The sequence below is a fragment of the Myxococcus stipitatus DSM 14675 genome (genome assembly GCF_000331735.1).
Lineage (GTDB): Bacteria > Myxococcota > Myxococcia > Myxococcales > Myxococcaceae > Myxococcus > Myxococcus stipitatus.
On record NC_020126.1, the window covers coordinates 7,713,907 to 7,735,536 of the forward strand.

Genomic DNA, 21,630 nt, shown 5'->3' on the forward strand with positions numbered 1-21,630 from the left:
TGTCCGGACCTGATAGATGCCGCCCCAGGCATCACCGTGAGCGAGGCGCGAGACTCCCAGATTCTGCTGAGCTTCGACGCGCCGCCGCTCCCCGGCGACGTGCCCTCGCGACTGCCCAGCCCATTCGCACCCGGGCCTCCCGTGCGACTCGCCCGAGTGGCCGCGGAGGCGCTGCAACACCGGCTGCGGCTCGAGCAGGCACGGTGGGAGGAGCTGTGGCGCCCCGGTGGTGGCAAGATGTTCGGGGTGCTGGTCGTCGAGGCATCACCCGGACAGTGGGGCTTCCTGTGCGCGTTCTCCGGGATGCTGGGAGGCAACTGGCGGGTGGAGGGCTTCGTCCCGCCCCTGTTCAATCCCGAGGCACGCGCCGCCTTCCTGCCCGCGGGTGAGGCGGAGCTCGCGGCGTTGGGGCGTCAGTACGCGGAGCTGACGGAGCAGTGCGCCCGCCTCACGCCGCGGCTCCCAGGTCGAGAGTCCGAGCTGCGAATGCTCGAGGCGCAGCGCCGGGAGGTCGCGCACCTGCGAGCCGAGCGCTCCCGCGCCTTGTGGCGACAGCTCTCCACGGGCTTCGAGGTCCCCAATGCGCGCGGTGAGCTGCGCTCCATGTCCGCGCTGTTCGCACCCCGTCCGCCCCCCGGGGGCGCGGGAGACTGCGCGGCGCCCAAGCTGCTGGCCTGTGCGTACCGTCATGGCTGGCGGCCCCTGGCGCTCGCGGAGTTCTGGTGGGGCGCGACACCGGTCGGGGGAGAGCGGCGGTCGGGCGCGTACTACCCGGCCTGCGACAACAAATGCGGGACGGTGCTGCCCTTCATGCTGGAGGGGATGGACGTGGAGCCCGCTCCCGCCCGGCCCGCCCCTGTCCTCGACGAGAGCCCGGTCCGAGTGCTGCACGAGGACGCGGCGGTGCTCGTCGTCGACAAGCCCCATGGACTCCCCTCCGTGCCGGGACGGCACTCGCCCGGACGGGATTCGGTGCTCGTCCGACTCCTGGAGCGATTCCCCGACCTGACCTCCGCGCACTTCATCCACGCGCTCGAAGCGGAGGTCTCGGGCCTGCAAGTGATTGCGCGAGACACCGCGACCCAGGCCGCGCTCCAGCGGCAGCTCTCTCGCGGAGAGGCCGAGCACCGGCATGTCGCCTGGGTCGACGGGCTCCTCACGCAGGAGCAGGGACGAATCGACCTGCCGCTGCGCGGCACGACCTCGGGTGCGCTCGAGACGCTCGCGAACCCTCGGAATGGCAAGCAGGCCCAGACCGACTGGCGGGCCACCCAGCGCAGTGGGACTCGCACACGCGTGCTGTTGTGGCCTCGGACGCGCCACGCGATGCAGCTGCGCATCCACGCCGCGCACCCGCTGGGGCTGGGCGTGCCCCTCGTCGGTGACCCCCGCTTCGGAGTCGAAGACACGCGGCTGCTGCTGCATGCAGAGGGACTGGGCTTCACCCACCCCGTGACAGGCGAGCGTCTGGATTTCTCCTCGCCGCCTCCGTTCTGACCCGGCCCTCCGAGTTGCTCTTGTGCCGGGGGTTCCGGATGATGACGGGAGCCCGTCGTTCTTCGCCCGCGCATCCTCACGCCCAGAGGCCAGACCATGGATGCGCTCGACACGCTGCTCTCGCAGCGCCCTTCGACGGACCGCTTCGCCAAGGCCCTGGCGTTGCTCGAGGCGCTGCCCACCCCTGAGCGCGAGCAGGCCGTCGACCGGGCCAGGACCGCGCTGGAGTCCTGGCCCGACGCCACGCGTGAAGCCCCCGCCGCCGCGTGGCAAGACATCCAGCAGGGCATGGCGCCCCCTTTCTGGTGGCCCCTGGTCCGTCACCTCCAGCTCGCGGAGGGAGACTCGTTGGAGGTGGGCCCGGCGCTCGCCCCGCTCACCTCCGTGAGTTCGAGCCAGGTGAGCGTGGATGTCTCGCCCCTTCGCGAGGCGCATCAGCTTCGCGCGCTCGACCTCACCGGGAACGAGGCCCTCGAGAGCCTGGACTTCCTCCAGACGACTCCGCGACTGGAGCGGCTCGTCCTGTCGGGGTTGGAGTTGCTCCCGGACCTCGCTCCCCTTCGTGCGCTTCCCGCCCTCCACTCGCTCACCCTCACCTTCAACCCCACCCTCGACGACATCGCGCCGCTTGCGTCGCTGAAGGTGCTGCGGTGGCTCGAGCTCTCTGGCAACGAGCGACTGGAGGACTTCGGGCCGCTGGCGACGCTCACGGAGCTGGAGCGCCTGGTCGTCGATGACTGCGGGGGCCTGCGCGACCTCGCCTTCGTGGAGGCACTCCCGAAGCTGCGACGGCTGTCGGCGAGGCGGCTTCCGCTGCTGGAGGAGCTCCGCCCGCTCGCGAACTCGCGGCTCCAGGAGCTCTCGCTGGGAGGCGCCAGGCTCTCCGACGGCACCCCCTTGGGGAGCATCACCTCGCTCACCCGGCTGGTGCTGATGGAGGTGCCCCGCCTCGCGGACCTGTCCTTCCTCCAGTCACTTGCGGCGCTGCGAACCCTCCACCTCTCCGAGCTCTCCATCGCACTGCCCCGGCTGAAGGCTCCCGCGCTGGAGGAGCTGTTCATCTCGCACTGCGCCCAGGTGTTGGACCTGAAGGCCCTGGAGGCGCTGCCTGCGCTGAAGGTGCTGACGCTCGAGGACCTGCCGGTGAAGGACCTCACTCCGTTGGCGGGGCTGCCCCAGCTCGAGCGGCTGGCGCTGACGCGCTGCCCGCACGTCCGGGACCTCTCGCCCCTCGCGCGGCTCCCACTGCGGCAGCTCGCGCTCATCGAGCCGGCTCCCGCGCTCGACACGAGCCCGCTCCCTCCGGGCTGCGAAGTCATCCGCTGACGACCCGCGCCAGGACTCGGCGCGACGAGCCCGCAGCCGAGCCAGACCTCCCACGAAAATCCGTGGGGGCCCCTGGAAAGTCGATTCGGTCCCAGCGGGGCCTCGCGAGAAATCAAGGACCTGGAGCTGGCAGTAGACTTGCTCGAACCGTCCCAGCCCTTAGCAAGTGAGTGTGCCGATGAAATGGTCGATGGGTGGAATCGCGGTCGCGCTGTTCGCGGTGGGATGCGGTGGTTCGGAGGGGGAGCCGACGGGAACCGACGATGGCTCGAAGCGGGAGGTCGAGTGTGGAGCCTTCCGGCTGACCTTCGAGGAGGACTACGGCTTCTGCCACGAGGGCTGCCGCAGCAGGTTGGAGCTCTCGAGTGATGGTACCGGTAGCGCGGCACGCTCGGAGGCACATGAGCCTCCTCGGACGAAGCGGGACTTCACGCTGACCGAGGAGGAGCTCGCCGCCGTGAGAACCGGCCTCGAGACCGGCAACGCCATCACCTGGGACCGGAACTACGGCTGCCCGGATTGTTTCGACCAGGGGAGCTACGAGCTCACCTATGAGTCCTGCGACGAGCAGCGGACCACGGTCTTGGACCCCACCGAACAACCGGCGGAGCTCAAGCCGTTGGTCAAGACGCTGCGGGCCCTCCTCCACGCGAACAGGCCCTGAGCCGGCTCCCGAGGGGACTCGGCCCTCGGGAGCAGCGGACTACCCGCCGGAGCTGCTCCGGCGGAACATCTCCGCCAGGGCCCTGCCGAGCGCGAGGCCGCCCTGCCTTGCAATCTCCACGATGCGGTCGGCCAACTGCTGCTGCTCCGCCGTGGGCGGCTGTCCGCGCGAGATGGAGTTCAGCAACTGCTGACGGATGTCGGCCGCCTGTCCGTACGCGCTCATGGACGTGAACTGGTCGCCCACCACATTCCGCTTCAGCGACCTCACGCTGTAACCACACAGCAGCGAGGAGACGGGGAAGTAGCGCGCCCACAGCGCGTTCAGCGGATTGAGCGCGGTCTGCGGCGGCAGGCGATACGACGCGGCGATCTGCCGTGCCCAGACGAACTGGTGGGCGTGCGACTGCGCGCTGGTCAACATGGCCCGCAGCTCGGCGTCGCTCACGTCGTCCATCTGCCCCCACGTCGACCGGAGGGAGGTGCCCTCGACCGAGACCTCGAACCGCTGCGCCCCCGTCGCCACCGAGCCCCGCAGGTCGAACACCAGCTCCGGCCGCGCTCCGTTCGCCTCGATGCTCGCGATGACCCGGCGAGACTCGTAGCGGCCCGGCCCGAAGGACGCCCGGAGCGTCTGCGGGGTGAGCTGGATGAGGAGGTTCGGCTCCGGGAAGTACACCGAGCGCGGGTCGACGGAGGCCATCGCCTGGCGTACGGCCATGTCGAGCTGCCCGCTGAGCCGCGTCCTCAGGTCCGCCGTCTGTCCCGTCAACGGAGGGTCCATCCGCAGCTCGAACTCGTAGCCACCCGTCGCGACGATGGGGGCGCCTCCATCACTCTGTCGACGCCCTCGGCGGGACCTCGGCCCCACGTCGCGCACCATCGCGTTGAGGATGCGGTCGAAGCGCTGGAAGAGGGCCTCGTTGCCGCCGGCCCCGGCCCCTTCTCGCGCCGGGTTGAAGTTGACGGTGTCCGGGTCGGAGACGTGGACGAAGACGGTGTCCGCGCGCCGCAGCAGGCCCGCTCGGAAGGACGAGGTCTCACCGGCCTGGAGGAGCTGCGTGCGCAAGGCCCCGTAGGGGATGATGGCCGCGTTGGAGCGGTTGCGCGCCTCCTCGGCCTCGGCCGCCGTCCGGGACGCGGGCGGCGTGAGCTGCGCGTCGTTGTAGACACGCCGCACGTCGGCGACGCTCGCGGCTTCGGCGCCCGTCTCGCGGTCGGCCCAGCGAGGTCTCCACATCAACCCGAAGACCGCCCACGGATACGCGGCCCCCGCGCCACCCGAGGCGCGCCGGGTGACCTCGGCGACGTTGCGCCCGGCCAGGTCGTCGACGGCGTTCACCGCGACGACCAGGCTGAAGCGCTGCCCCGCTTCCTGCGGTGAGCCGAAGGCGGAGAGGTACTGGGTCGCGATGGAGGCCGGCTGAGGCCCCCCGAGCGACACGGGCGTGTTGCCGATGTACCCGCGCGGAGACCTCGCGCTCGCGGGCCCGCTCAGCTGCCCGCCTCGGGACTGGCCCACCCGCGCGGTCTGCACGACGCCCGGCTCCGTCTTGATGCGGTAGCGGAACGCCTCTCCCGCCGGCACGGTCTCGTTCAGCGCGTTGGTGTTCTGCCGCGCCGTCGGGTTGACCTGGCCCTGCACGTCCCAACGGCGACCCGCGGCAACCACCGTCAGCGTCTGGAAGCCGTACCGCATCCGGATGGCGGTGAGCAGCGGGGTGAGCACCGCCCCGCCGACGCGCCTCCCCGCGAACCGGTTGACCGCGGTCACCGCCGCCGCCATGCCCAGCCGGAGCCGCTCGGCGGGGTCCTGCGGCAAGCCCGCCTGGGCGATGAACCGGCCCAGCCGCCGCGCCTGCGCGACAATCCACTCCACCACCCGGTCGAGGCCCCGGTCGATGGGCTGGCGCACGCGGTTGATGACCCCCGTCACCGCGTCGCTCACCCGGCCCAGGCCCGCGATGCGAGCCAGGAAGCTGATGACGAGCGTCAGCATGCCCGCCATCGTCCGCTCCACCCGGCTCGCCGCGGGAGCCAGCGCGCCGCTGGCGATGGCCGCCAGCGAGTCGATGAACGACGCCGCCACCTGCGAAATCTGGCGCAGCCGCTCCACGAAGAACATCACCGTGTTGTAGATGGCGATGATGGCCTGGATGAACGCGCCCGCGGGGTTGAGGCTCGTCAGCAGGCGCGTAATCGCCGCCTGCACCACGCGGTCCTTCACGAAGGTCATGATCTGCTCCATGACCATGTCGCGCAGGTTGGTGAGGCTCTCGAGAATCTTCTGCCACGCCGCCGCGGGTCCCTGCGTCACCAACGTGACGACCAGGTCGAACGCGGTCTCCATCGCTCGCACCGCGGGCTCGCCGACGGCGCGCACCAGCTTCTGGCGGATGTTCTGCCAGGTGAGCCCCAGCACGCTCAGCACGAACTTGAGGATCTCCGGCAGCGTGAGGCCCTGCGGGATGTAGATGCCCGCGCCGCCCATCGCGCCCGTAATCCAGCCGACGAGCGAGGCCCGCAGGTGGGTCAGGAAGTTCGTGGAGAACTGCCGGAAGCCCATGATGCCCGCGCGCACCAGGTTGCCGATGAAGCCGATGGGGTTGCGCAGGATGGTGCGGAACGTCGCCGCCGCCTTCTTCAGGTACGGCATCACTCCGGGCGCCACCACCGCGAAGATGATTTCGAGCAGGTTCCAGACCGCCTCCCCCGCCCAGCTGATGAACCGGCCGATGAAGCCGCCGAACACCGCCCCCACCTTGGAGAAGGCGCGCGGCAGGAGGACGATGTCCATCAACTCCAGCGAAGTGAAGGCCCGGACGAACAGGCCCGGAATCTCCCGCACGAAGCCCATCAGCGCGCCCATGGCGCCCTGGAACCAGGCCCAGGCACGCGCCACCGCGTTGGACTGCTTCAGGTTGTTCCAGACCTCCTCCTGGCCAATCAGCTTCATGAAGCCGCCAATCAGCGTGTCGGCGTTGCGAGGCACCGGGTCTCCGGTGACGGGGTCCTCGCCCAGGATGGCCTTCAGCAAGTCGTAGCCGCGCGTGCCCTCCGCCAGCCGGCCCAGGGGGCGCAGGATGGCGTCCTTGATGAACTTGATGATGCCGGTGATGAGCCCCTTGCCGAAGCTGATGATGCGGTCGATCGGCTCGGTGAAGATGCGCTTGGCCCGCTCCCAGACACCGCCCAGATCGAAGATGTCCGACCAGCTCAGCGAGTCGAGGAAGCGGTCGATGCCGTCCTTGATGAGGCGGCCCGTCATGCCCAGGGAGCTGATCTGCTGCTCCACCCAGGCGCCCACCTTCTCGAAGACGCCATGGTTGTCCAACGCCTGGGTGATGAGATTGCCCCCGGGGATGAACTCGACGATGGCCCGCAGGATGTTCGCCGCGCTGCGGTCCACGCGGCTCATGTTGATGGGGTTGACGCCCAGGATGATGGTGAACATCCGGAAGCCGGGGATGTTGTAGGCCTTGTCCGCGAAGTAATCGAGCGCGTCGCTGATGCCCAGGCGTTGCACCTGCGGCGCCGACTGCTGCGTCACGGTGACGTCCTCGCTGCGATGGACGGTGGCCTGCTGGGGCGCGGCGCCCTGCTGGATGGTGTGGGTGAGCTCGTGCGCGATGAGCTCCTGGCCGTCCGCGCTGTCCGGGCGGTAGCGGTCCTTGCCGAAGTAGATTTGATTGCCCACCGTGAAGGCCTGGGCATTGAGCTGGCGGCTCAGCTGCGCGGCCTTGGAGCCGGTGTGGATGCGCACGCCGCTGAAGTCCGCCTTGAAGCGCGGCTCCATGAAGCGGCGGACACTCAGCGGCAACGGGGCTCCCGAGGAGCTGCTGTTGGCGATGTCCGCCGCGACGTTGGAGGCCACGTTGGGCTGGCCCTCGGCCTTGCGCTGCATCATCCCCACCGCCTCCGCGAACCGGGCGACGTGGGGGGACTTCATGCCGCGACGCGGGCCATCCCCGAGCTTCTCGTCCAAGGCGGACTTGCGCTGGACGCTGGCCTCACCGCCCGAGGCCATCACGGTGGGCTCGGGCGCGCCCATGCGCATGACCTTCTTCGCGGTGGACTCGGCCTCCACCTCCGCGGAGTCCTTGGGCGAGGACACCCGGAGCGGGCTCTGCGCGACGGGATGCGCCGCCGGGGCCGGACTCGTCGTCGCGGCGCGATTCACCGTCTTGGGCTGGGCGGTTTCCATGGCCTAGAGCGACCGCCCTTCCTTCAAGAGCTCGCGGCGCAGCCCCTCCTCCACGTCCTCGAGCAGGAGGGTGTTGCCGCCCCGGCCCAGCGCCTTGAGCGAGGAGTAGCGGACGACGTTCATGATGGTGCCGCCCGCGACGTCGAACCGCTCCGCGAGGCGGGCCAGGTCGATGCGCGCCTCCAGCTTCGCCTTCGCGGGGAAGGCCTCCTTCCACAGGCGCAGGCGCTCTCCCGGCCGGGGCACGGGGAACTGCACCACCGAATGGAAGCGGCGCACGAAGGCGTCGTCGATGTTGGCCTTGAAGTTCGAGGCGAGGATGACGACACCGTCGAACTCCTCGATGCGCTGGAGCAGGAAGCTGATCTCCTGGTTGGCGTAGCGGTCGTGCGAGTCGTCCACGCGGGTCCGCTTGCCGAAGAGCGCGTCGGCCTCGTCGAAGAAGAGAATCCACCGCTTGTGCTCGGCCAGGTCGAACACCCGCCCGAGGTTCTTCTCCGTCTCGCCGATGTACTTCGAGACGACCATGCTCAGGTCGACCTTGTAGACGTCACAGCCGCAGTGCTTCCCCAGCAGGCACGCGGACAGCGTCTTCCCCGTCCCCGGAGGGCCGTAGAAGAGGCTGGTGAAGCCCGGACGCAGCTTGTGCCCCATGCCCCAGTCGTGCAGCAGCTCGCGGCCATGCAGCACCCAGCTCTTCACCTCTTCCAGTTGCTCCAGGGTGCTCTGCGGAAGGACCAGGTCCTTCCAGTCGAGCTCCGTCTGGATGAGCCGCGCCGGGAAGTCGCTGTTGAAGGTGGGCTTGCGCTCCAGGCCCGTGGTGAAGCGGTGCAGGTACTCGCGCGAGAGCGTCAGCACGCCGCCGAGCTGGGACTCACCCGCGGCCACGGGGGACAGGTGCAGCACGTTGTGGCGCGCGAGGAAGTGGTCGCCCTCGAACAGGCGCGTCGCCTCGAAGCGCGCGGTCAGGTCGTCGCCCGACAGCAGGAAGGCCGCCGTCTCTCCCGTGGGGAGGAACCCACCGTGGTTGGCGCCGTGCGCGCCGCCGAACTCCGTGAAGCCGCGCTGGGTGGCCTCGTTGCGCGTCCACAGCACGTCGAGCAGCTGCGGCCGGACATGGGGCAGCAGCGCGAGCAGGAGGATGAGCCGCTGCGGCGGCGGCACCTGGTGCTGCTGGATGAACGAGGCATACGGCGAGCGGCTCCCGTCGAGCGACGGAGGCGGCAGGTCCCTGGGCTCCGGGTGAGGCTCCGCCCCTGGACCGAAGTAGGACTTGAGCCGGGCATCGAGGAACCGCGCGAACCACTCGAACTCGCGCTCGAGGTCCTTCGCGTTGTCCGTCAGTGCGTCGGCCATTCCGTGAAGATTGGTTGTCTCATCCATGGCAGCTTCACCGTGCCGATTCCCCACGGAATGGCCCCCAGCAGGACATCGAAGGCCTGTGACTCCACGCGGAGCAGCAGGCCGTGTTCTTGTTCACGCACGAAGCCCCGGCGTCGCAGGAACGAACCGCGCAGTCCCTGCACCGAGGTGTTCTTCAGCGCCTTCCAGTGTTCGACGACGGCCTGGAGCAGCGCGTCCGCCTCTTCATGGTCCGAGGGCTGGAGCAGCCCGCTGGAGACCGGAAGGTGCGCATCGGGCTTCAGGCCGAGCAGCAGCTTGATGAAGTCCAGCTCGAACTCGTGGACCTCTCCCTCACCCACCGCCAGCAGGTGGAGCAGCGCCGCGGCGCGAGGCAGCGTGTCGGCGGGGAGCTCCGGCCGCTTCGCTTCCTTGACGCCGGTGCTCTCGAAGAAGCGAGACAGGTACGGGTGCAGGAGCAGCAGCCCCGCGTGGCTCACCGGCAGGAGGAAGGGCTCCGCCTCCGCGCCTGGCCCCGAGGGACGGGCCGCGACACGCGGCGCCTCCTGCTCGTGAGCCCTGTCGGGAGACGGCTCGGAGCGCTCGCCGGAGAGGGCCTCGCGAGGAGGCAGGACCCGCGGCCCGACCTCGCCCCGAGGCGGCGCTTCCGTCAGCGCCAGCCAGCGCCGGAACAGCGAGCCCACGACCTCTGGAAGCCTCGACGTCAGCGCCTCCGCGGTCCGGCCGCCGCTGTCTCCCACCGCGCGCACGAGGTGCGCCACCAGCTCTTCGGCGGAAGCCACCTCGGGCCCGGTGCGGCTCGCGGACAGGAGCACCGAGGCGAGCAGCAGCCGTGCGTCTCGGGAGAGCGCCGGCGTGACCTCGCCACTCAGCGCCACGATGGCCCGGGCCACCTCCGCACCCCAGTCGCCCTTCGCCAACCCCGTGGCGATGACAGCCCACTGCACGATGGGGAGCAACTGGAGCAGGCGGAAGGAGAAGGCCACCCCACCAGCGTCGAGCCCTGTCCGTGAGCCAGGACGCATCCTCAGATGTTCGAGCGCCTCGGGCGCCTCCAACCGCAGCGTCTCGAGGACCTGCTCCCGCTCCAGTCCCGCCAGGGCCCAGGGCAGCGAGCCGGTCTCCAGGTAGTGACTCCGGAGCTGCCCGAGCCCCGCCGGGCCCAGCGTGCTCAAGGGCTCCGCGCGCTCGGCGGAGACACCCTCGACCGCGCCTCGTCCCACGCCGGCCTGCCTCACCTGCTCGAGTCCCCGACCCGCCGCGACGTCGCGCGGGCCTGGGACTCCCGTCGTATCTCCTTCGCCTCTCGCGACGCTCCCGTGCGCCTCCGCCTGTCCTCCCACCGCGCCTACGGCCCCGCGGCGGACCGCCTGGCTCAGCTGCTCCCGCACCTGCTGGTAGAGCAGCTCGGGCAACCGCTCCGCGAGCCCCTCCGTGCCAGCGATGCGCAGGTGAAGCTCCAGCCTGGGCAGATGGACGACGGCGTCCCCCGGCGCGACCTCGTCGAAGGCGCGCTCGAAGGCGGGCAGCAGCACGCCCTCCATCTCGTCGCGCACCTGCTGGCGCGCGGCGAAGGCCTCCTCCGAGGTCCGCGTCTGGACTCGCCAGCGTTGCCGGCGAATCCTGTGGGGGAGCGGCGCCATGGGACTAGACGCCCTTCATCGTCATCATGTTCGTGATGACCGACGCCAGCATGGGCTTGCCCGACGTGCTCACCTTCTGGAGCCCGTTCTTCGCGGTCCTCAGTCGAGAGGAGTCGAGCTTCATCATCTGCTGGCCCGCCTCGGTCAGCGCCTTGTACTCCGCGCTGCCGACGGCGACGTCCTGCCCCGACGTCGAGACGGTCCGCGCGGTGGTGGAGATGGCCGCCGCCAACTCCTGCTGCGCCAGGGTGAGGTCCGCGCGCAGGCGCGTCTTCACCGCCTCGGTGATGCCCGGCTCCAGCATCTGGTTGCGCACGAAGTCCACGCGCTGGCTCGTCATCTCCAGCTCGCGCAGGTTCATGTCCAGGTAGTTCGTCGGAACCCGGGAGGGCGCCTCCTTCAGGGAGGGGCTCTTCACGATGATTTCGAAGGACTCCTTGATGCCGCGGAAGTAGTCCTCCGTCGGCTTGATGACCTCCATGATCCTCGGGTCGACGGCCTCCTGGCGGAAGATGTCCAGCCGCTCCCGCACGTACTTCTGGACGGGGGGCAGGACCTTGATGCCGTTGGTGACAATCCAGCCGGGCTTGACGTCCGGACGCGGCAGCGGCTTCTCGTCCACCACCTGCTCGACGGGCTCGGGGCAGTGGTAGGAGAGCATGAAGTCCGCGACCACGGTGTTCGTGAGGTCGTAGACGAGGACGAACGTCCCGCCTCGCGCCACGCCGGCGAAGTGCTCGGCACCCGGGTTCTCCGTGAGGAACTTGTTGAAGAGCAGCTTGTCGTCCTCGCCGCCCTCCCAGACGGAGATCTCCTCGTCCAGCCAGTCGAGCCACCAATGGTGCGGGTTGCCGATGTACGCATCGAAGGGCGTGACGAACTCGGTCTTCACCGCGTTGCCCAGCTCGTACTTGAACTCGCCGGCCGCCTGCATCGCGTCGCGCATGTCGGCCTTCAGCACCGCCTTGTTCGTCTGGTAGTCCCCGTACTGCTTCACCAGCTGCGACCTGGCGCCCGTGGCCTTGGTCTGGACGGCGGTGTTCTTCTGCGTCGCCGTCTCCTTCACCGTGCGCGCCGGCGTGCCCTGCCCGTCCTCGGGGATGTCGCGGACCTGCCCCAGGTCCACCGCGGCGAACACCTGGTTCTTGAAGGTGGTGCTGAACGAGAGGACGTCATCCATCTGATGCGACAGCTCCTGGCGCACCATGTGGTGGAGCCGGTGCATGTCCGTGTAGCGCCGGCGCTTGCGCGGCAGCCGCGTCCGGTCCGTGCCCAACATGATGGAGCGCACGATGAAGGGCAGGTTGCGGTTGCGAATCTCCGTCTGGAGCGCCGCCGTCACCGTCTCCACGTTGCCGCCCAGGTGTCCTTCGATGCGGAAGAACGGGAAGCGCCCCAGCTGCGCGGTGAGCGGGCTGGCCGCCGCGCCCTGCGCGTTGTACTGGGCCGCGTTGTAGGAGTAGTTCGTCGCCTCCGCGCCCCGCTTGCTGCGCGCGTAGCTCCAGGTCCGGTGGATGTTCGCGTCGTAGTAGTAGGGGATGGCGCGCTCCTCCAGGCTCTGGTCCTCGAAGAGGCTGGGGGTGACTCGCACCGGCAACGTGCCCGTGGGCAGCACGAAGGTGGTGATGAGCGCGTGGAGCTTCTGCGCCAGGAAGCGCGCGTGGCGCAGCTGCTCCGTCGTCGCGCTGGCCGCGGGCGCCGGGTAGTAGCCCGTGCGGTCCTCCGGCGCGCTCGCCGCCACGCCCCCGAGCAGCAGGTGCTTGGGGAAGGCACTCACGTCGGGGCTGCACACCGTCGTCTCGCCGAAGAGCTGCTCGCGGAACGCCTCGTGGGTCTCCACCACGTCCTTGAGGAAGCCGTAGTAGTACTGGATGCCCGTGCCCGTGCTCGCGAAGGACACCTGGAGCGAGGCCAGCCGCTCGAGCCAGAGGGAGGTCGGGTCGCCCAGGGGGAACAGGTCCGCGAGGAAGCCCGCGCAGTTCGCGTAGACGCGAGGCAGCGCGCCCAGCAGCTTCGTGTGGATGCTGTTGCAGGCCGCCCGGTACACCCCGGCCAGGTCGTTCAGCGACGCGGCGGCGGTGATGGACGGCCGGTCCGCGACCACGGGCGTCAGCGCACGGGCCGCGCGGTCCGGCGTGGTGAAGGTCTCCTTGAGGCGTGAGACGTTCGCCCGGTCGAGGAGCAGCACCTTGGGCGTGTTCACCACCGTCTTGCCCAGGTTGTCGCAGTCGGTGCCGGAGCAGATGTCCTCGTCCGCCTCGTAGCTCTCCACCAGCAACGCGGCCACCATCGTGCCCAGCGTCCGCTGGGTGCGGGAGGCGAACTCGCTCAGGGGAAAGACATTGCCCGGGGCCTGCGCGCCCTCCCGGACCAGCTCGAACAGCGCGATGCGCGCCGGTCCGACACCGAAGGGCGTGTAGTCCGGCGCCGCCACGTCATATTCCTTGAAGCGGTCGAACACGGCGTGGGCGGACAGCCGGGCGAGGTCGCCGTCGGTCGTCACCCCCACGCCTCGCGACACCGTCACGCGGTTGGCGGCGAGGGACACCTGCAGACCGCAGGAGATGCCCACGCCCGAAAGGCTCACCCGTGTCAGCCGCTCCTGGTCGTCCAGATAACTGGAGACGCTGTTGAGCTGCTTCTCGGTCAGGACCTGGTCCTTCTCGAAAACGGTGTAGCCGGAGGAAATGCTGCTCAAGTTGATGAGTGCTTGCGCCATATCGCTTGCTCCCGACGAGCCTTCTCGGTCCCGCTCTCACTCCGCGGTGTTGCCGCTGCCGAGCGCCCCGCGCCCGACGATGAACTTGGGATGTGCTTCCCCGCTGTCACACTCCGCCAGCCGCGCCACGGGGTAGACGTTCTTCACCTGGTACAGCGCGTCGATGAGCGCCTGGAGCTTCTCCGTGCGCCCGTCCTTGGAGCCCCCCGCCCTCAGCTCCAGCCAGGGCTTGTAGGCCTGCTCCACCCGCGCCATGTCTTCACGGCTGACCCAGCAGACCTTCGGCAGCAGGTGCGCGGGCGTCTCCTGCCGGATGACCTCCTCGGCGAAGCGACGGAAGTCCATGTCGCGGAAGCGGCCCGCGTACGCGGGGAGGATGAACTGCACGCGGAAGGAGAACGGGTCGTCGTCCGCGCAGTCGGTGCAGTGGGGGTCCACGCACACGGGAGGGAACGGGTCCGTCTCCGTCTCCGCCAGGAGGAGGATGTTCTCGAGGAGATACATGCCCTCCTCCGCGTAGTGCGTCCCCAGGTACACCATCAGGTCATCGATGGCGGTCTCCCGCGCGTCCTCGCTGTCGAAGGACGCGTCGTGCCGCGCGAGCACCGCGCCCGTGTCGTCGACGATGTTGAAGCTGAACCGGTCCGCCTCCGGGCTCACGCGCTGGTAGCCGGAGGGCAGCTGCGCGAAGCGGAGGGCCAGGTGCATGGCCGCGCGCGCGAGCGCCTCCGAGGCGAAGGGGCTCACGCTCTGGAAGAGGGCCTCTTCCGTCTCCCGGTGACGCACCAGGAAGTGCGACTCCGCCTCCGGGCTGGTGGTGACCTCCAGGAAGCTGTCCTCGGGCGGCGCGGCGAGGTCCCTGCGGCGCGTCTGGGTGAGGCCCAGGAGGTGGGCCACCCGGCGCTCCAGGCCCGAGATGTTCTCCGAGTCCCAGAGGTCCGCCGCCCCCTGGAGGCTGGCGTTGTAGGCCAGGCCCCGCTCCGCGCCGATGGCGGGCTGGTGGCGCAGGAACTCGCACTGCGCCCGCACCAGGCTGCGAGGGCTCGCGCCGAAGCGCGAGTACATGAGGGACGCGTACTCGTGGAACCGCTCGGCGAAGCGGGCGAGCAGGTGCTCCAGGAACCGGTTGCGGCGGTCGGCCAGCACCGAGGCGTCCTCGACCTCGTCCTCCAGCGTGCGCGCCACGTCGCTGGTGCCGTAGATGCGGGCGGAGTCCGTGAACGAGGTGACGGCCTGGTAGAAGTACGTCCGGTGCACGGCGGGGTCGGTGGAGAACAACTCCCGCACCCGCGCCAGCTGGGCGCAGTAGTTGGCCATCACCTGGTCGAAGAACAGCAGGTAGGCCTTGAGCTGCCAGGCCTGCGCCCGACGCGCGTCGTTGGCGCCGCTGGGCAATCCCTGGGGCCCCAGGCCATACAGCGCGGGGAAGTGGTTCTGGAACGAGTGGTAGCGCTCCGGCTTCCGGGCCCGGCCCAGGGGGATGGGCAGGTCGTACTCCTCCACCGTCTCCAGCTTCGCGCGGGCCGCCTCCGCGAGGTCGCCGTAGTGCGCGTCCACCTGCGCGGCCGTCGGCACCACCGGCATGTTGCGCTTGTAGAGCACCAGCCGGGAGAGCTGCCGGTCCAGCGTGGCCCGCCTGCCACTCTTCACGGGCACGCGCCACTTGTCGGCCTGGGCCTTCGTCGCGCCCTTGGGGTTGATGAGCACGTCGCGCACCGCGCGCACGCCCTCGATGTCCATGAGGATGCTGATGATGTCCGACAGGCGCAGCTCCGTGCGCAGCTCGGCGCGCTCCAGCTCCTCGTCGTCGATGAAGCCGCACTGCAGCGCGGGCCCCTCGAAGAGGTCCTGCACGGTGTAGCGGCTGCCGTCCGCCCGGCGCCGCTCCAGCATCTCGCTCAGGCTGTAGCTGGGCACCGGCGGCGACAGGTACTGCTGCACCCGGAAGAGAATCTCCGCCTTCACCCGGGCCGAGTCCGCGTCGGGGTTCAGCTCCAGCTCACCGCAGAGGACGAACTCCTCGGGCGTGACGACGTCGACGCCGCTGAAGCGCTCGCCCAGGTTGCGGTTCGCCTCCAGGCGCGTGGTGACGGACTGGAGGACCCCGGCGCGCTGCTCCGCCGTCACGCCGTCCATGAAGTCGACGAGCACGCGGTGGACGCCGCGCACATGGACCTCGCGCACGCCGGGAAGGTCGGGCGCCTCCCAGTAGAGCTGGGCCGTGCTGGGAGCCAGGAAGTACCGGATGACCTCCGGCAGCAGCCACGCGTTCTTCACCCCGGGCAGGTCGATGAGCAGCTTGCGGTAGTCCAGCACCGTCAGCGGGCGCATGGGCAGCACCTGCCGCGCGGTGAAGAACTGCGCCTTCATGTTCGCCGCGTTGTTGCTCTCGGTGGCGAGCAGGTCCTCCAGGGGGAATGACGTCCGGTAGGACAGGTCCGTCAGCGCGTAGGACAGGAGCTCCAGCGTGGTGACGCCCGGGTCATGCGTGTTGTGGTCCGTCCAGACGCGGTGGGCCAGCCGGCGCACGTGCTCCAACCCGAGCGCGAAGAGCTGCTCCTGGTCGAGCCGGGGCTCGAGGGTTTCATTTCGGGAGATGGTCAGTGAGAGCATGGCCGGACCTTCACGCCTCCGCGTCCTTGATGAGGTGCATGGGTGCGGAGACCAGCAGCGCATCCGGCGTCTGGGGATGAGCCTCCTGGACGTCCTGGGAGCCGCTGCCGCCACCCGTGTGGCTGTACATCTTGAAGTCAGTGACGAAGTCGACGTACTCGCGCTCCTCGACGAAATCGAGCAGCACGGACTTGTAGACATGTCCGCCGAACGTGAGACGCCGGTCCGCGGAGAAGGCCCAGGGCGACAGGAATTGGATGAGCTCCTGCTCCAAGAGCTTGCTGTAGAAGTTGAACTCGAAGCCCGGGTGGAGCTTCACCTTGAAGTCGAGCTGAATACGCTGGTAGCGCGGATTCTTCGCTCGCGCCTGGACCTGCATGCCGGTGTGCTCTCGCAGGAACGTGTCGATGCGGCTGAGCGTGTCCGCGTCCACCTTGGGCTCCAGCGGGTCCCTGGCGTTCTTGTTGCGCAGGTCCGGGATGACGACCACCAGCGCGTGGCCCGGCGCGAGCCAGGAGCCGTCCTTCGCGTGGGGGATGCACTTGGCGTGGTACACGCCGGGGAAGTGGCCCAGCACCAGGCGCTCGTAGTCCCAGGCGGTGAGGCACCGGCCTCGGTGGCGCAGCCGCTCCGCGGCCCGGGTGCGGAGCGCTTCATCGGACTCCTCGGGCCGCCCGCCGAAGGACGCGAAGGGCTGGGTGACGCTCCGGACGGTGGCGATGGGCGTCTTGAGCTTGCCGATCTTCCCCTCGGGCAGCGGCGCCAGCAGATGCGAGGGATGCGCCCCTTCCGCCTGGAGCCGCACCTCCACGGCGTTGGCCGCCACGCGGACGAGCTGTGAGACGGCGCCCGTGTCCCGCGTCACCGCGGCCTTGAGCCAGACGAGTCCCCCCGGGAGCACGGTGTTGTGCACCGTCGCCTCGCGGGGAATCACGAACGTCACCGTGCCGCTGGTCAGCAGGTGGTTCGTCGTGTCGAGCACCACCTCGCCCTGCCCCATCGCCTTCCAGTAGTTGTCGCAGAGGACGGACCAGCGCAGGGGCTGCCGCGCCAGCTCCGGGTCGGCGCTGCCTTCGGCCACCTGGAACAGCAGGCTGACGCTGTCGTTGGCCTGCAGGCCGCTCAAGCCCACGAGCAGCTCGCCCTCGTCGAGGTAGCGCGGGAACAGCGGCACCGACTTGTCCGGGACGAAGCCGAACTGCTGGCGCTGGTAGCCGTGCTCGCGCATCTGCCCGAAGGCGCCGATGAGGAAGAAGTGCACGTCCGGGTTGGAGAAGTCCTCCAGCTCCCGCGACTGGATGGACACCGTGTCGGAGTGGGCCTTGTAGGAGAGCGAGATGCCCTGGAGCACCGGCGTGTACGGCTCGCTCAGGACGACGGGGTCCCCCGTCCCGCTCTTGCTGTACTTCAGCGCGAGCTCGATGGACTTCGTCCGATAGCGGGCGTGCTTGAAGTCGTGCTCCAGCGCGAGCGTGATGAAGCCGGGGCGCGCGTCGGGAATCGCGGTGAGGAAGGAGCGGAACACCGGGCTCCTGCGCACGTAGGACTGCGCGGCCCGCCGCGCCCAGAGGTTGCCCGCGGCCTGGAGCGCGTAGACCTTGTAGCCGCTCGAGAGCGGACGCGAGTGGGACGTGCTGCCCGGCGTGAAGGTCAGCTCCCGCGCGCCGGTGGTGCCCAGCGGCGTGAAGAGCTCATGGCCCTGGCCGCGCTGCGCCCACGTCCCCGCGTCCTGGAACGAGCTGGACACGGTGAAGGAGTCGTTGTCGATGCCCGCCAGGCCGTAGTTCGAGTAGTGCTGGGTGAAGTTGCCCGGCAGCCCCTGCCACTGGAGCTCCAGCTTCACCTCCGAGAGCTTCTTCGTCAGCGCCTCGGGGCAGCCCACCATCAAGCGCGAGCCCACCGCGGGCTGGGAGCCGAAGGGGAGGAAGGCCTTCTTCGGGTCCAGCCGGCCCGCGTCGCTCTCCAGTTGCAAGGACGTGATGCCCGACACCTCCACCGAGACGCGCGCGTCCTTCACGTCCAGGTCCTTCACGTCCTCGTAGCCCAGCGCGGCCCCGGCCTTGAGGAAGACCTGCACGATGGGCGCCGTGGCCGTGTACGCGTAGCCGTGGACCTTCTCGTCGTAGTCGACGATGGACTGCTCGCTCGCGGGCACCTCGAAGTCGAGCTGGAGCGTGTCCGACGCGAGGCTCGCGGTGAGCGGCAGCGGCCCCACCCAGCTCTTCAGTCCGGTGACGTAGGCGTGGAGACCCGAGGTCGCCAGCGCGGAGCTCATCCTGCCCTGCGGCAGTCCGCCCAGCTTCAGCCGCAGCGACACCTTGCGGCGCCCCTCCGCCATCCGCAGGACGGGCGAGGCCAGCGCGAAGCCCAGCTCCGCGGCGGGCAGCGTCTGGGCTCCGAAGCCCGGCCACTTCGGCTCGTCACCTTGCAGCTCCGCGCCCAAGCCATCCAGCGAGTTCGCGATGGGCGCGAAGCGGACGGTGCCCTGCCCCGCGGAGTCGACGAAGACGGAGCGCAGCGAGGTCACCTTCCCTCGGCCCACCACGGTGTCCCGGACGGGGGCGTAGACGAGCTCCGTGCCCGAGGCGTCCTTCCCCCCCAGGAAGCGGTGCTCCGGTCCGACTCGCGTCGGCGCGGTGTTCTTCTTCAGCTCCAGCAGGACATGCGCGCGGTCCGGGAGGGCGCCCTGCTTCTCGAAGCGCAGGACGCTCCGGTAGAAGAAGTCCATGTGGAGCCCGGTGAGGCCATTGAGGGCCTCGCGCGGCAGCTCGTACAGCTCGAGGAACGAGGCCCACAGGGCCAGGTGCGCGGGCGCGGCTCCGTCCTCCGACGACAGCAGGCGCGCGGCCTGGTCCTCGTCCGCGGGGAAGAACGACTCCCAGTTGCCGGATGCCGCCGCGGTGTTGCCCCGGTAGTAGTTGACGAACCGGGAGAACCGCCGGGCGAACATCATCAGCTGTTCGGGCGTGCGCTCGTCCACGTCCGCGTGGTGCGCTCCCAGCTCGCGAGGCAGGCGCTCGTCCTGACTCTGCCCGAGCTCGGAGATGTGGTTCTGGATGATGTCCTGGTCTGACATGGCGGTTCGCGCGGGCAGGGGTCAGCGGCGGGAAGCGCCAGTGGCGCCCCGGACCTCGTTGCTGTCGGTCCGGTAGAAAGGGAAGACGAGGTTGAAGCGCGAGTTCGTCGCGCGGACCTCGTACTCGAGGGCAATCTGGAGCGTGCCCTCGTTGGGGTCGGGGCTGGACACGTCCAGCGAGAGCAACTGGATGCGCGGCTCGTGGATGAGGATGGCCGTGCGCACGCGGTCCTTGAGGAACGTGCGCAGGGTGGTGCTCATCGGCTCGAAGAGCAGCTCGTGCATGTCCAGCCCGTACCGGGGCTGGAGGAAGCGCTCGCCCTCCGTGGTGCCGAAGAGGATGCGCAGGCTCGCTTCGATGTCCTCCTCGTCGGAGTGCATCCGGACCTCGCCGCTCTCCTTGTCGAAGCGGGGCGGGAAGCTCCAGCCCGTGCCGAGGAAGGAGGTATAGGTGCCACCAGGAACGTCCGAGGCCATGGGTGCCGTCGCTTCCGTCAGTTGATGATGACCGTGGGTTCGCCCACCGCCGCCATGGCGCCACAGGCGCACGCGTCGGTGATGCGCAGCGCGGGCCGCCCGGCGAAGAACACCGTGGCGCTGCCCGAGGGAAAGGGACTCGCGGTGGGCTGGTGCCCGTTGGGCGGCAAGGAGCAGACGTGGAGGTCCCCCGCCACCGCGCCCGGCACACCCTTGACGAGCACGGTGCTCGCGCCGGGCCCGGTGATGGTGCCTCCGTGATTGCTCGTGTCTCCAACCTTGACCGCGGCGGGCATGGTGACTCCTCAGTTGAGCTGGACGATGCCGCCCTTGATTTTGGTGATGGCCGAGCTGGAGACCTCCGCGGCGGAGGTCCCCTCCAGCTTCAGCTCCGTGCCGCCCTTGGCGTTGAGCGCGGTGCCGGACTCCAGCTTCAGCTCCGTGCCCGCCTTCAGCTCGAGCGACTTGACGCTCTCCAGCTTGATGCCGTCCGCGGTCATCTCGAGCGTGTTGCCGTTCTGGTCCTCGAGCTTGAGCGTCTTGTCCTCCTCGCTCAGCGTGATTTTGTTGCCCGCGGGCGTCTCCAGCTGGAGGACCTTCTTCTCGTCGTCCAGGTAGATGCGCATCTTCGAGCGGCTCTGGTAGACCTTCTCGTGGTTGTCATCCGAGCCCTGGAGCGGCGCCGCCTTCGCGCTGCTGTGCAGCATGCCCAGGATGATGGCGCTCCTCGGGTCGTCCTCCAGGAAGCCCACCACCACCTCGTCCCCCACCTCGGGCCGGAAGAAGAAGCCGCGCTCCTCGCCCGCGTCGGGGCTGGCCACTCGCGCCCAGATGCCCTCCTCCTCGTTGTTCACCATGGGCAGGCGCACGCGCACGCGGTGCTCGCCGTCCTCGTCCTCGTTGCTCACCACGGTGCCCACCTGGAGCCCGCTGACGCCGGGCACGAGCGCGCCGGCCTTGGGTGAGGACATGGCCTGCTCATCCGCCGCCCACCGGTCCGTGCTCCCGAACTGCACATGGGTCTTCCAGCCCTGGACGGTGTCGAAGTCGTGCCGCACGCCCGTGACGAAGACGTCCCCGCTGTAGCGCCGCCCCACCCCGCTCAAGGTGACGAGCTTGCCCGGCTCGACGGTGCCCACGCCCTCGCACTTCGCGCGGCCGCTCACCTTGCACATCCTCGACTTGAGCCACTGCGCGTTGGCCCATGCCTGCGCCTCCTCCTCGGCCAGCGCCGCGTGGCGCAGCGGGTAGCTCTCCAGGCCCACCACCGCGGCCAGGTCCTCGCTGGAGAGGTTGCCGGGGCCGCTGACGCCGGGGTCCTCGGCCTCCTTCTCCACCACGGCCTGCTGCGCGGGGTCCCACGTCAGGCTCTTCACGGCGGCGAGCTGGTGCCGCGCATCCATCTCCGCGTCCAGCTCCAGGATGGTGGCGCCGAAGTGCAGCGTGCACGCGGGGGAGCCGCCGAAGTCCGGCGCCTTCACCACCACCCGGTCGCCGTCGGTGAGCACCAGCTTCCCGTTGGCCTCCGCCCGGGCGAGCAGGAAGTCCCAGTCGGTGGCGTTGAACTGCACCAGCTGCTTGTGCGTGACGGACGTGTCCTCCACGTCCGCGGCCACGCCCGCGCGGCTCAGCAGCGAGGAGAGGACGTCGCTGTCCGGCTGGTCGAAGTAGTAGGCGCTCTTGCGCCCCACGGTGAGCTTCTGCGCCTTGTGGCGGCAGTCCACCTGGAGCTGCGGCGCGCTGCGCTCGCGGACCTTCAGCGCCTGGCGGACGACCACGCCCTTGAACAGGGAGACGAGGTCGTCGCCCGTGCCCGCCAGGACTTCAATCTCGCTGCCCGGCACGAAGAGGTCGCCGTTGCTCACCGGGAAGTCGCTGGAGGCCGCCGAGCCATCCAGGTACGACAGGCGCGCGGACGGCAGGCGGTTGACCTGGCGGGTGATGCTGACCGAGAGCAGCTGGTGCTCGCGGGGGGCGACCTCTCCGTTCACCTTCACGGTGAACTCGCGGTGCCCGGCCGGAATGGGAAGTGAGCGCTCTTCGGGCATGG

General features: G+C 69.6%; 12 protein-coding genes. 3 read left to right on the forward strand and 9 right to left on the reverse strand.

What is annotated here, in order from left to right; genetic code table 11:
- Positions 1-36: 36 nt before the first annotated feature.
- The 3 genes from MYSTI_RS29700 to MYSTI_RS29710 all read left to right on the forward strand — a co-directional run bounded on the left by MYSTI_RS29700 (position 37) and on the right by MYSTI_RS29710 (position 3,487).
- Entirely contained in the window at positions 37-1,497 is a 1,461-nt protein-coding gene (locus MYSTI_RS29700) for an RluA family pseudouridine synthase (RefSeq protein ID WP_015351511.1), read from the forward strand.
- Between the two features lie 96 nt (positions 1,498-1,593).
- Positions 1,594-2,823: a leucine-rich repeat domain-containing protein gene (locus MYSTI_RS29705; RefSeq protein ID WP_015351512.1), complete on the forward strand. Its 1,230-nt coding sequence runs from the start codon at positions 1,594-1,596 to the stop codon at positions 2,821-2,823.
- Between the two features lie 190 nt (positions 2,824-3,013).
- The gene (locus MYSTI_RS29710; RefSeq protein ID WP_044281584.1) at positions 3,014-3,487 is read left to right on the forward strand and encodes a hypothetical protein; all 474 of its coding nucleotides are present in this window, start codon (positions 3,014-3,016) and stop codon (positions 3,485-3,487) included.
- 39 nt (positions 3,488-3,526) lie between these two features.
- Here the strand turns inward: MYSTI_RS29710 and MYSTI_RS44245 are convergent, their stop codons facing one another.
- From MYSTI_RS44245 to vgrG, 9 genes are read right to left on the reverse strand one after another with little or no spacing between them, the layout of a single operon-like run.
- Complete coding sequence (locus MYSTI_RS44245; RefSeq protein WP_015351514.1) at positions 3,527-7,690, reverse strand: eCIS core domain-containing protein; 4,164 nt, start codon at positions 7,688-7,690, stop codon at positions 3,527-3,529.
- Positions 7,691-7,693: 3 nt separating this feature from the next.
- A complete protein-coding gene (locus MYSTI_RS29720; protein ID WP_015351515.1) occupies positions 7,694-9,046 on the reverse strand; it encodes an ATP-binding protein in 1,353 nt (450 codons plus the stop codon).
- Positions 9,031-10,695: a contractile injection system tape measure protein gene (locus MYSTI_RS29725; RefSeq protein ID WP_015351516.1), complete on the reverse strand. Its 1,665-nt coding sequence runs from the start codon at positions 10,693-10,695 to the stop codon at positions 9,031-9,033. Before MYSTI_RS29725 ends, MYSTI_RS29720 begins: the two co-directional genes overlap by 16 nt.
- 4 nt (positions 10,696-10,699) lie before the next feature.
- Positions 10,700-13,414, reverse strand: a complete 2,715-nt coding sequence (locus MYSTI_RS29730; protein WP_015351517.1) for a hypothetical protein — start codon at positions 13,412-13,414, stop codon at positions 10,700-10,702.
- 36 nt (positions 13,415-13,450) lie between these two features.
- Positions 13,451-16,027: a contractile injection system baseplate wedge protein gene (locus MYSTI_RS29735; protein ID WP_015351518.1), complete on the reverse strand. Its 2,577-nt coding sequence runs from the start codon at positions 16,025-16,027 to the stop codon at positions 13,451-13,453.
- A 10-nt stretch (positions 16,028-16,037) separates the two neighbouring features.
- Positions 16,038-19,103, reverse strand: coding sequence for a baseplate J/gp47 family protein (locus MYSTI_RS29740; protein ID WP_015351519.1), 3,066 nt, complete (start codon positions 19,101-19,103; stop codon positions 16,038-16,040).
- 21 nt (positions 19,104-19,124) lie between these two features.
- Positions 19,125-19,580, reverse strand: a complete 456-nt coding sequence (locus MYSTI_RS29745) for a gp25 family contractile injection system sheath assembly initiator (protein WP_015351520.1) — start codon at positions 19,578-19,580, stop codon at positions 19,125-19,127.
- Positions 19,581-19,597: 17 nt separating this feature from the next.
- Positions 19,598-19,876 (reverse strand): PAAR domain-containing contractile injection system baseplate protein, encoded by a 279-nt coding sequence (locus MYSTI_RS29750; RefSeq protein ID WP_015351521.1) that lies wholly within the window; start codon positions 19,874-19,876, stop codon positions 19,598-19,600.
- A 9-nt stretch (positions 19,877-19,885) separates the two neighbouring features.
- A complete protein-coding gene (gene vgrG, locus MYSTI_RS29755; RefSeq protein ID WP_015351522.1) occupies positions 19,886-21,628 on the reverse strand; it encodes a type VI secretion system tip protein VgrG in 1,743 nt (580 codons plus the stop codon).
- Positions 21,629-21,630: the final 2 nt, after the last annotated feature.